At 69.1% G+C, this 11499-nt stretch carries 10 protein-coding genes; 5 read left to right on the top strand and 5 right to left on the bottom strand.

Features of this window, described 5'->3' with window-relative positions; genetic code table 11:
- The first annotated feature begins 270 nt into the window (after nucleotides 1-270).
- From IEZ01_RS07035 to IEZ01_RS07020, 3 genes are all read left to right on the top strand, one after another.
- On the top strand, nucleotides 271-1743 hold the full coding sequence (locus IEZ01_RS07035; RefSeq protein WP_189200479.1) for an AAA family ATPase: 1473 nt from the start codon (nucleotides 271-273) through the stop codon (nucleotides 1741-1743).
- Between the two features lie 133 nt (nucleotides 1744-1876).
- Nucleotides 1877-2839, top strand: a complete 963-nt coding sequence (locus tag IEZ01_RS07030; RefSeq protein WP_189200477.1) for a recombination directionality factor — start codon at nucleotides 1877-1879, stop codon at nucleotides 2837-2839.
- Between the two features lie 597 nt (nucleotides 2840-3436).
- Nucleotides 3437-4681: a plasmid pRiA4b ORF-3 family protein gene (locus IEZ01_RS07020; protein WP_229832747.1), complete on the top strand. Its 1245-nt coding sequence runs from the start codon at nucleotides 3437-3439 to the stop codon at nucleotides 4679-4681.
- Nucleotides 4682-4809: 128 nt separating this feature from the next.
- On the opposite strand, the gene IEZ01_RS07015 is transcribed toward IEZ01_RS07020, so the two are convergent.
- From IEZ01_RS07015 to IEZ01_RS06995, 5 genes are all read right to left on the bottom strand, one after another.
- The gene (locus tag IEZ01_RS07015) at nucleotides 4810-5223 is read right to left on the bottom strand and encodes a DNA-binding protein (protein ID WP_189200473.1); all 414 of its coding nucleotides are present in this window, start codon (nucleotides 5221-5223) and stop codon (nucleotides 4810-4812) included.
- Nucleotides 5205-5489 (bottom strand): hypothetical protein, encoded by a 285-nt coding sequence (locus tag IEZ01_RS07010; RefSeq protein ID WP_019887676.1) that lies wholly within the window; start codon nucleotides 5487-5489, stop codon nucleotides 5205-5207. The genes IEZ01_RS07015 and IEZ01_RS07010 overlap by 19 nt, the downstream gene beginning before the upstream one ends.
- Nucleotides 5490-5928: 439 nt before the next feature.
- Entirely contained in the window at nucleotides 5929-6330 is a 402-nt protein-coding gene (locus IEZ01_RS07005) for a DNA-binding protein (protein ID WP_189200471.1), read from the bottom strand.
- Nucleotides 6327-6575 (bottom strand): hypothetical protein, encoded by a 249-nt coding sequence (locus tag IEZ01_RS07000; protein ID WP_019887678.1) that lies wholly within the window; start codon nucleotides 6573-6575, stop codon nucleotides 6327-6329. Before IEZ01_RS07000 ends, IEZ01_RS07005 begins: the two co-directional genes overlap by 4 nt.
- Nucleotides 6576-6703: 128 nt before the next feature.
- A complete protein-coding gene (locus IEZ01_RS06995) occupies nucleotides 6704-7015 on the bottom strand; it encodes a hypothetical protein (RefSeq protein WP_189200469.1) in 312 nt (103 codons plus the stop codon).
- A gap of 264 nt (nucleotides 7016-7279) precedes the next feature.
- On the opposite strand from IEZ01_RS06995, the gene IEZ01_RS06990 reads away from it, so the two are divergent.
- Complete coding sequence (locus IEZ01_RS06990; protein ID WP_028797720.1) at nucleotides 7280-10087, top strand: SCO1167/SCO6262 family helicase; 2808 nt, start codon at nucleotides 7280-7282, stop codon at nucleotides 10085-10087.
- Nucleotides 10084-11325: an SWIM zinc finger family protein gene (locus IEZ01_RS06985; protein WP_019887681.1), complete on the top strand. Its 1242-nt coding sequence runs from the start codon at nucleotides 10084-10086 to the stop codon at nucleotides 11323-11325. The genes IEZ01_RS06990 and IEZ01_RS06985 overlap by 4 nt, the downstream gene beginning before the upstream one ends.
- The last annotated feature ends 174 nt before the right edge of the window (nucleotides 11326-11499 follow it).

Genomic DNA, 11499 nt, shown 5'->3' with positions numbered 1-11499 from the left:
AAGCGTGTTGGGGGCAACCCCTCACGAGTTCGAATCTCGTATCCTCCGCAGCCGCCTGAACAGGCGAAACGAAGACCCCGGACCGCTCCAGCGGCCGGGGTCTTCGGCATGCCCTGGTCTCAGTTTTGGTCTCATTCATTTGCGACATTCAAGACATTTCTCGCCGCGGGGTAGAGGGGAGCAGCGTCGGGGTCGACGGGCGTCGCACTGCGAGGGCTCAGAAGTAGGAGTATGTTTTATGTAGGCGTACTTCTATATCTGGAGCCACTCGTGGACAAGCCTGCCGAGATGTTCGACCGGGATTACGAGTGGTCGGCGCTGAGCCGGTTCATCACCGATCCGCAGCCCGGCGCGACTCTGGGCGTGGTCTCCGGGCGCCGCCGCCAGGGCAAGACGTTCCTGCTTGATGCCACCTGCCGAGCCGCCGGAGGGTTCTACTTCGGTGCGACCGAGGCCGCCGATGCCGAGTCGCTACGGCGGATCAGCGCGGCACTGACCGCCCACGTCCGTCCTGCCAGCCCGTTCCACTTCGCCGACTGGGCAGAGGCCGTCGACGCACTGCTCGCCCTCGGCGTCGAGCGTCCCGTCCCCGTCGTGATCGACGAGTTTCCGTACCTTGCCAAGGCCAACCCCGAGCTGCCCTCGATCATCCAGGAGGCGTTGCGGCCCCTGCGTGACCAGCGCACCGGCTCCCGTACCCGGCTGCTGCTGTGCGGCTCGGCACTGTCCTTCATGGGCCGACTGCTGTCGGGCAATGCCCCGCTGCGCGGCCGGGCGGGGCTGGAACTGGTCGTCCGCCCTCTCGACCACCGCCTCGCCGCCGAGTTCTGGGACATCGCCGACCCTCACTTGGCCATGAAAGTGAACGCGATCGTTGGCGGCACCCCGGCCTATCGGCGCGAATTCGCACGCGGCGACACGCCAAAAGGGCCGGATGACTTCGACAACTGGGTCGTCCGCACCGTCCTCAACCCCGAAACCCCGCTCTTCCGCGAGGCCCGCTATCTGCTGGCCGAAGAACCCGACCTTCGCGACACCGCCCTGTACCTGTCCGTCCTGGCGGCCGTCGCCGACGGCAACGCCACCCGCGGGGGCATGGCCGGCTACCTGGAACGCAAGGCCACCGACATCGCCCACCCCATCAACGTCCTCGAAGACGCGGGTCTACTGCACCGGGACGCGGACGCCTTCCGCGACAACCGCCCCACCTACCGCATCGCCGAACCGCTGATCGGCTTTTACCACGCGATCATGCGACCGGTCTGGGACCAGCTCGAACGCCCAGGCAGCGCGGCACGGGTCTGGCAAGCCAGCCGTCGCCGCTTCGTCAGCAACGTCCTCGGGCCCCACTTCGAGCAGGTCTGCCGGGACTGGGCCCTGCATCACGCCGACCCCGAACTGCTCGGCGGTCTGCCGGCCCGCATCGGACACGGAGTCGTTCACGACCCCAAGGCCCGCACCGGCCACGAGGTCGACGTGGCGGTCATCGGAATCGCAGATGGCACCAAGCCACCTCTGCTGGCCATCGGGGAGGCCAAATGGAACGACACCATGGGCGCTGCCCACATCGAACGTCTCCGGCACATCCGCGACCTCGTCACCCTGGCAGGCCGCTATGACACCACGAACACACAGCTCTTGTGCTTCAGCGGAGCCGGATTCAACGACAAGGCGCACGCTGCAGCGGCGGCCGGCCCGGACATTCGGCTGGTCGACCTGGCGACCCTCTACAACCAAGTCTGATGTACGCCCACGCAACCGTGACCGCCGGGGGCACCATGGGGAGCTCCACCCTGCCGTGGCGTAGCGGCACACCGCATCCAGCCCGGCAGGGAGGTGACGCGTTGCCTGTTGCCCGCTCGACCAAGGTTCCCGAATGACGCAGAGCACAGCCACCCGAGCCGGACGCTTCCACCAGGGACGGTTATCCGACGGTCGGCCCCAAGCCCTGGATGCCTGGCGTGTCACCACCGACGATGCCGATGTGGCCGCCCGGGTTGCCGGGCTACTGGGTGGCGAGCCTCAACCGAACGGAGGAGGAGGCGGCGGTCCTGCCTACGAAGTTCTGACGAGCCGCGAGAGCGTACGCGTTCTCCTGGACGGACCTGACGCGGTGGCGGCTCATATGGTCCTCTGGGGCAGTAGGGGCATCGTCCACGAGTGCGACGGCATGGAGTTCCTGTCGCCGGAGGACAAGAAGGGCCAACCCTGCGGTTGCCCTCCGCTCCTTGCGGACAGGAAGCTGGCGGCCAGGAATGGTCGCGGCCCGACGCCCTCCGTCGACATCAACTTCCAGATCGCAGCGGCACCCAAGCTCGGCACGTTCCACTTCATGACGAGCTCGTGGCAGGTGGCGGCCCAGCTCTCCGAGCTGACAGACGCGTTGGAGCGCCTCAGCGGCCCAGCCGTCTGCGACCTCGCCATGGAACTCATCGCCTGCACAACAAAGACGGGTAGAAACGTTTGCTACCGGAAGCCGGTGGTCACCGTACTCGGCAGCCCCGACAGCGTTGCGCCCGAACCCTCGCCGATGGCTGAGCCCCGACCGGCTCCGGCACCGGCCACACCCCGCCCCGGGACCCGGCCGACCCCCGCGCCCACCACGCCATCAGCACCGGATTCGAGCCGCCTGGTCAGAGTGGATGCCATGCTGCTCGACCGTGCCGCCCAGGTGCTGGACACCGGCGACCACCAGGAAACCGTCGTCGCCGCCCTGTCCGAGATCGTGGCGCGACCGCAACAGGCCGCTGAGCTTGCCCGGCTACGAGAACAGGTCAGACGCATCTCTGCCATCGCGGAGCAGTCTCTCCGAAGCCGGGATCCTCACTCACCTGACTAGCTCCGATCCTCGCAGTGACCACCGGCAGCCGGGACAGGGCTGGTCTCAGTTCTGGTCTCATTCGCATCCGTTCGACCCTGTTCGGATCAGGCCACCTCCAACGCTCCACCACAGCTCAGGACGGGTGCGGCCCCAGGTAGCCCAGGGCCAGGGGGCTTTACGGAACGCCGGCAGACGGTCGGGGGAAACTGCAAGGTGGCGTTCTCCGATTCGGGTACACAGCACGCGCAGGCGGCGGTCGCTGATGATGAGGGCTGCCAGCGCCTCATCCGCGCACTCGAGGAGATGGATCTGCCCTGTGTCGCGGAGTCGGCCGGTGCGGCGGGCGGTGTCGTCGAGCAGGGTGGTGACGGTCTGGGGTACGGGGTGTGGGCGGCCTGGTTGAGGTAGCCACGGTGCTCGTCGAGGGTGTGTCCGCGGTCGAGGGCGTGCAGAAGAGAAGCGGTGGTGAGTGTCCAGACCCGGTCGGTTTTCCGGTCGGCGAAGGCGTCCAGGAGGAGTGTGTCGGCGGAAGGCATCCCGGACCAGCTACCCGCCGCCTGTCATCCTGGGCTTGGTGGCAAACGGGCGCAATCGAGCCGGAACGTGTGGGTCAACATGGGTGAGACAGTGGGCAGGACCGTCGAGCAGGTGCGAGCACTGGTCGGTTGGGTCGGCGCGGGCCGCAAGCTGACCCAGACCGGCCGTGTGACGCTGGCCGACGCGCGGGCACTGGTGGAGGTTCTTGACACCGGCGACCGGATGGACCCGGTGATCGGGGACCGTACGTTCAAGACGAAGTCCAGCGAGGAGCTGTACCACCTCACCCTGCTGGTCGAGTGGGCGAAGGCGGCACGACTGCTGCGGACCGCGGGCGGGCGCCTGCTGCCGGTGAAGAAGAACTCCAAGCTGCTGGACCACCCCGACGAACTGCGTGGCGCCCTGTTCGCCGCGCTACCGCACATCGGCCCGGCCGTGACGATCTCCGGCTGGATGGAGTCCCTGCTCTCGCACGAGTACGACCGTGGTCTGCGCGCGCTGCTGCACCGCCTGTACACGGCCACGGCCCCGGTGCCGCTCAGCGACCTGTACGAGGTGGTGTGGCAGGCGGTCAGCCCGCTGTACGTGCTCGACGACCTGCCCCCCGACCGTCTGGGACATCTGCGTACCACGGGCGACCACGACGTCCAACGGGTCCTGAAGGCCCTCGCCTCCCTGGGCGCTGTCCATCTCGCCGAGGACACCGCCGAATTGACGGCGGACGGCCGCATCGAGACGGCCCGGATGCGCGGCGAAGCCGAGCCGGGCGACGCGGTGTTGCGGATCCTCGTCGAACTCGCCGACGTGGACAACCCCAGGGTCTGGCGGCAGCTGCTGGTGCCCGCCGCGATCCGGCTGGACCGGCTTCACTCCGTGATCCAGCAAGCGATGGGCTGGCAGAACTGCCACATGCACGCGTTCACCATCGATGGCGTCCAGTACGGCCGTCCCGGCGGTGAACTCGGGTTCCGCGACGAGCGCACCGCCACATTGGGCGCCCTGCTCAAGCCGGGCGCCCACTTCGTGTACATGTACGACTTCGGGGACTCCTGGGAGCACCTCATCACCGTGGAGCAGTTCCAGACCGCCACAGCCGGGCTTCACTATCCGCACTGCGTGGACGGTGCCGGGGCGTGCCCGCCAGAGGACTGCGGCGGTGCCCCCGGCTACAGCGACCTGAAAGTGATCCTCGCCGACCCGGCGCATGAGGAACACCTCGCCATGCTGGCGTGGCTCGGACTCCGGTCCGCCACGGAATTCACCCCTGACCGTTTCGCGCCGGACGACGCCAATGCGCGGCTGCTGCGCCTCACGGCACCATAAAGACGAGCCGTCCGGCCACGCAGCCGTTCACGGCCTTGGATGCCACCGACTCCCCCTACACCGCCGCGCTCGGACAAGGACGTGCGGGGCCGGCCTTCCGTCCTCGGCGTTCGGGTCTCGGGCGTCTACTACACGGCGACGAGGCGCACTCTGTCGCCGCAGAGCTTCGTCATGTCGTCGATGTCCGATGTGAGCATGACGACCGGGCGGCGCTGACGCAGCGCCATCTCGGCCACGGCGGCGTCGATGGCGTATCTGTGACCATGCAGCCCGGCGTTGATCAGCATGGCTGAGGCGGCCTTGGCCTCCTCGTCCCCGATGTGCACGATCCGCACGCCGGACAGGACCCACGCGAGCCGCGCCTTGTCGGTCCGGCGATGCACCGCTTCGATGATGGTGAGTGCGCTGATGACCACCTCCATGCCCCGCCCGCGGGCTTCGGCGACGAGGGCGACGACGGGCTCGTGATCACTGACGAACTTCGACAGGCCCTCGCAGTCGAGAACGAGCGTGCCTTCGTGGCTCAGCTTGCGGCGGGCCACTGCCCCTCCTCGGCGAACACCTCGTCGAAGACCCGGCGCGCCCGCTCCTGCTCGTGCTCGGAGATCGGCCCCTGGCGGCGTTCGTAGTCGGCCAGGTACTCATCCAAGATCTGACCGCGCAGCTCGCGCTCCACCGCTTCGGTGATGAAGGCGGAGAACTCACGCTTGCCGACCCGTCGGCGGATCGCCTCCGCCGTCCCCTCGGGGAGGGAGAGGCTGACCCTGGTGGCCGGCCCTTCGCCGACGCTGTAAGGAACCTCGCTCATGGGATCGACATTATCAAACAAGTAGGAATTTGACCGGGATGCAGCACCCGCCGAACGACGCGAGCTGCCCACCACTCACATCGTGGTCTCAGTTCTGGTCTCATTCACCTACGTTCAGCCGCGTCCGGACGCCGCTGAACAGTCCGCTCCACAGCTGGTCAGGACACCCACGACCACTTCCGACCCCCCATACGAACATTTGGAAAGCGTGTTGGGGGCAACCCCTCACGAGTTCGAATCTCGTATCCTCCGCAGCCGCCTGAACAGGCGAAACGAAGAGCCGGGCCGTTGATTGCGGTCCGGCTCTTCGGCATGCCGTGGTTGCAGTTTCGGTTGCATTTACAGGCGACATTCGGGACATAGTCGCCAAGCAGAAAAGGTGCACGCTCGCGTCCATGGAGCGACCGACGCAGGCTCCGTGACGGAGTCACGGCAGCGGTCAGAGCCCGATGATCCGGACCTCGCTGCCGCACAGTCGGGTCATGTCATCGACATCCGACGTGAGGATGGCTACCGGGCCAGGCTGGCGCAAGGCCGCTTCGGCGACGGTGGCGTCGATCGCGTACTTGTGTCCGTGCAGACCGGCGGCCTTGAGCAGTTGCGCCGCCGCCTTGGCCGCTACCTCCGTGACCGGCTCCACCTTGACCCGGGAGAGTGCCCATTGCAGTCGGGGCAGGTTCACCCTGGCGTGGCTCACCTCCACGATGGTGTTGGCGCTGACGACAAGGTCCGCTCCCATGTCGTGGAACACCTGGAACATCGCCAGAACCTTCCGGTCCTGCGCCACCCAGACCGACAGCCCCTCACTGTCCAGCACGACAGTCTCGATGTGCCCGCTCACGCGGCGCTCGCGCCGCCGGCGGCCTGCGTCGTACCGAAGATCCGCGCCCGCGCCTCGGCCAGCTCTTCCTCACTGAAGGCGCCGTGCTCGTCTGTGTGGCTGCGCAGGTCGGCCCCCAGAAGCTGGTGCCGGATCTGTCTGGCGACCGCTTCGGCCACGTAGCCGGAGACGTTATCCGTGATCTTCTTCAGCTCCGCCACCTGCTCGGTGGGCAGCGTCACCGTGATGCGTGTGGTGTCAGCCATAGCGGTAAGCATACTGCGGTATGCGCGCTACGTGCTCTCTGTTTACCGCAGTCGGTCAGGTCAGCTGCGGTCGGAGCGACAGCCCGTTCGAGCACGGGCTCAGCCGGGCAGTCGTGCGACGCGCCAGTTCAGCGGGCCCAGTAGCGGTATGCCTCGATCCACTGCGAGCCCTCGGGGGCGGGTTCCGGCAGCGGCAGGTCCAGAATTCCGATGTCCTGTCGGACCGGCCCCCGGGCGCAGCGGGCGATCACGCACCCGTCCTCGGCCAGATCGACACCGACCACGCTCACGTCGACGCCGAGAACAGTCGTGGTGAACGGCACGGAAAGGCTCTCCTCGATCATCGTGAAGAAGCCGGTGACCTGCTCATCCTCGCCGTAGGCGTCGACGGTGGCGTCTTCGACCAACGCCTCCAGCGCGGATGGGTCCCAGGTGCTCATGGCCTCACCGTAGCGCCACACCGTACGGTTGAGGACCGGTGTGTTCAGCAGCGGCGTATCCGTCGCGGCGCCGCCGCCAGCCGTCAAGCCATGGCTCGCGGTTGCCGGCATGTGACGTTGCCTGGTGGGGTTCGGTAGTGAGCGGACCTGGGGAGGGTCCGGCAAGCGACAGGGCGGAAGAGAGTGGCACGAGTCATCGTACGAAAGCCGAGTACGGGCGTGAGGAGCACACCGCCGCTGGCCAGGCAGGAAACATCCACCTTCGTGAGGGAGTTGCTCAGCACCGGCTGGGCGGCGGTGTTCCTGCCCGGTGAGCCCGCCCGCCTCGGTCGCCTGCTGCTGTGGAAGCCGACCGGGGCAGCAGCCGGAGACAGTATGGCGCCCACCGGCCTCGAGACCGAGGTGGTGGAGCTGGTCCTGCCGCACGGCCGCTCGGTCAGGCGGCACAGGGTCGAGGGTTACGCGCTGCCTGTCGCCGTCGCTATCTCCGCCCTGGCTGACGCGGAGCCGACGCATCCCTCCGGCGCCGCCTGGCAGACCGCCACTCGCTTCGCGCTGCGGCTGCTCGCCGACGGCCGCCTCCACCCGGCCCTCACCCCCGCCGGTTACGATACCTGGCAGGTGGGTCCCCTCACCGCCGCCCAGCGTCAGACGCTGGATGCCCTGGCCGCCGCCTTCCCGCCGCACGCCCACTGCCTGCCCGAGCCAGGCCCTGCGCCGGTACGGATCGCCGAACCGGCCGCGCTGGTACGCCAGTTCTGCGACGCGGTCGCCGATGACCTGGTCCGTACGCCGGCGGCGCCGCTCGCGATGGGAGCGCTGCCGTACGCCTGGCGCGAGGCCCGTGCCGTGCCCGCCTTGCGTGAATGGGCCGAGGAAACCCAGGCGGCGCTCACCGCCGAGGTCAGTGTCTCCCTACGCGTCGACGTACCCCAAGGACGCCGACGGCAGTTCCGGGCCGTCCTGCAACTGCACACCTCGGCGGACTCCGCGCTCGTCATCGAGGCCGCACGGCTGTGGAGCGAGCCGACCGAAGTGGAGCGGCTGCTGGGCCCGCGCGCCGAGACCGAGACCCTGCTCGCCCTGCGTCGCGGCGCCCGTGCCTGGCCCCCGCTGCGGAGGCTGCTCGACGATGCCGCTCCCGATCAGCTCCGGTTGACCGACGACGAAGCCTTCGAGCTCCTCGGGGACGCCACGGACGCGCTGCGCGCGACCGGTGTCGACGTGCACTGGCCGCGCGAACTGGTCAAGGCACTCACCGCGACCGCGGAGATCGGGCAGCGCACCGCCCCCGGTTCCGCCGCGGGCGGCCTGCTGGACACCGAGGCCCTCCTCGACTTCCGCTGGCAGGTCTCCCTCGGCGGCGAGCCGCTCACCGAGGCCGAAATGGATGCCCTCGCAGAGTCGCGCCGTCCCCTCGTCCGGCTCCGCGACCAGTGGGTGGTCGCCGACCCGAAACTGGTGGCCCGCGCCAAGCGCCGCCGGATGGAACCGCTCACCCCCATGGAGGCGTTGAGCGCCGCCCTGACCGGCGAGACCGAGAGGGACGGTGACCGGGTCCCCTGCACGGCGGTCGGTGCGCTCGGCGACTTGGTCGCTCGTATCCGCGACCCCGAGTCCCGCACCCCCGTGCCCCAGCCCACCGCTCTCAAGGCCACGTTGCGCGAGTACCAGAAGCGGGGCCTGGCCTGGCTGGCCGAGATGTGCGCGCTCGGCCTCGGCGGCTGTCTCGCCGACGACATGGGCCTGGGCAAGACCATCACGTTGCTCGCTCTGCACCTGCACCGCCAGAGCGACCCCACCACCGCGGGCCCCACCCTGGTCGTCTGCCCAGCCTCCCTGCTCGGCAACTGGCAGCGCGAGGCCGCCAGATTCGCACCGTCCACCCCCGTACGCCGTTACCACGGCGGCGACCGCCACCTGGGGGACCTGGCCGGCGACGAGATCGTCCTGGTCACCTACGGGGTGCTGCGCCGCGACCGGGAAGCCCTCGCCGAGACCGCCTGGTCGCTTGTGGCCGCCGACGAGGCCCAGCACGTCAAGAACCCCTACGCCGTCACCGCCCGCGAACTGCGCGCCCTGCCCGCCCGCGCCCGCGTCGCTCTCACCGGCACCCCCGTGGAGAACAACCTCTCCGAGCTGTGGGCCCTGCTGGACTGGACCACCCCCGGGCTCCTCGGCACGCTCACCGCCTTCCGTGGCCGACATGCCCGCGCCATCGAGGCGGGCTCGGATCCCGAGGCAGCCGAGCGCCTGTCCCGTCTCGTACGTCCCTTCCTGCTGCGCCGCAAGAAGTCCGACCCCGGCATCGCGCCCGAACTGCCGCCCAAGACCGAGACCGACCACATCGTCCCGCTGACGGCCGAGCAGACCAGCCTGTACGAGGCACAGGTCCGCGAGACCATGGCGAAGATCGCGGAGTCGGAGGGCATCGCCCGGCGCGGTCTGGTACTCAAGCTGCTCACCGCGCTGAAGCAGATCTGCAACCACCCCGCCCAGTATCTGAAAGAGCACGGCCTGCGCCAGTCCACTCCCCTGCGGGGCCGCTCCGGCAAGCTCGACCTGCTCGACGAACTTCTCGACACCATCACCGCCGAAGGCGAATCCGTGCTGGTCTTCACGCAGTACAAACAGATGGCGGCTCTGCTGGAGAAGCATCTCGCCGAGCGCGGCGTCCCCACTCTCTTCCTGCACGGTGCCACCCCCGTCGCGCGGCGCGAGGAGATGGTGGACCGCTTCCAGCGCGGTGAAGTACCAGTGTTCCTGCTGTCGTTGAAGGCGGCGGGCACCGGACTCAACCTCACTCGCGCGACTCACGTCGTGCACTACGACCGCTGGTGGAACCCGGCCGTCGAGGACCAGGCCACCGACCGCGCCTACCGCATCGGCCAGGACAAACCCGTCCAGGTGCACAAGCTCCTCGCGGAGGGAACCGTGGAGGACAAGGTAGCGAAGCTGCTCGAAGCCAAGCGCGCCCTCGCCGACGCCGTCGTCGGCTCCGGCGAGGCAGCCCTCACCGAACTGTCCGACGCCGACCTCGCCGAACTCGTCGCCCTGGGAAGGCAGTCATGAGCCCCGCCGTCCCCGGCCCCCGCCGTGCACCCGCCCGCGGCAAGCGAGCCTTCGCCGCGACCTGGTGGGGCCAGGCATGGGTGGCCGCCCTGGAGGACTCCACCCTGGACTCCGGACGGCTCTCGCGAGGACGCACCTACGCCCGCAAAGGCATGGTCGGCCCGGTCACCGTCGCTCCGGGCCAGGTCAAGGCCGCTGTCCAGGGCAGCCGCCCACGCCCGTACCGCTCCTCGGTCCACCTGCCCGTCCTCACCGACCCTCAGTGGGACACCCTGCTCGACACGATCGCGGCCCGCGCCGGGCATCTCGCAGCACTTCTCGACGGCGAGATGCCCGCCGAACTCGTCGACGACGCCTGCCAGGCAGGCGTCCCCTTCCTCCCGCAACCCACCGAACTCGACCCCGAGTGTTCCTGCCCCGACTGGGGATACCCCTGCAAGCACGCCGCCGCGCTCTGCTACGCCATCGCCGCCACCATCGACACCGACCCGTTCGTGCTCTTCGCGCTGCGCGGCCGCGGTCGCGAGGAGGTCTTCACCCAGCTGCGCGCACGCCGTACGGCAGTACAGAAGACCGCCGCCGCACCGGCGCCGGCCGGCATCCCAGCTGCCGCCGCGTACGCCCACTGGGTCGAAGAGCCCCCCGAACTGCCCGAACTCCCGGTCCCCGCCGCCCACACCACGGCACTGCCCGTTGCCCCGCCACCCGGCTCCGGCCTGGCCGCCGCGGACCTGGAACGCCTCATGACCGACGCCATCGCGCGCGCCGCCCGACTCCTCGCGGGCGACACCGCCGACCTGCACCTGACCCAGCACCAGGACGCCGTCCGCATCGCCGCGAGTAACCCCGGACCCGAGTGGTTCCACCACCTGATCCAGAACACCGGCGCCAACCCCACTGCCTTCGCACGCCTCACCCGCGCCTGGCGCCACGGCGGCCCCATGGGCATCACCGTCGCCGAGCAGCCCCACACCCCCGACCCTACGGTGATGAAGGCCACCCGCGCCGCCCTGGAGGCGGCCCTCGCCGAGATGACCGACTCCCCCGTACATCTCAGAGCCTGGCGCAACCGCCTCACCCTCACCCTCACCCACCGCGGCATCCAGCTGCGCCTGGGCCCCGACACCCGCTGGTATCCCTACCTCCAGGACGGCGACGGCGAATGGTGGCCCGCGGCACCAGCCGACCGTGACCCGGTCACCGCGCTCACTGCGGCCTGGTCGCAGAACGGGGAGTAAGGAGGCGATTCCCCGCTGACCAGGAGCCACGAGCAGACGCTGGACACACTCACGCTGCTCCACTTCCGTGGTTGCAGTTCTGGTTGCATTCACCGGCGTACAGCACCGTTCATAACCCCGCCCGGACCAGCTGCACCGCAGGTCAGGACGTTGCCGTACGCCCCAGAACCGCCA

This window comes from Streptomyces purpureus, assembly GCF_014648195.1.
GTDB classification, from domain to species: Bacteria; Actinomycetota; Actinomycetes; order Streptomycetales; family Streptomycetaceae; genus Streptomyces; species Streptomyces purpureus.
The sequence above is the reverse complement of the archived record's forward strand: the minus strand, read 5'-3'. Positions and strand labels throughout refer to the sequence as shown.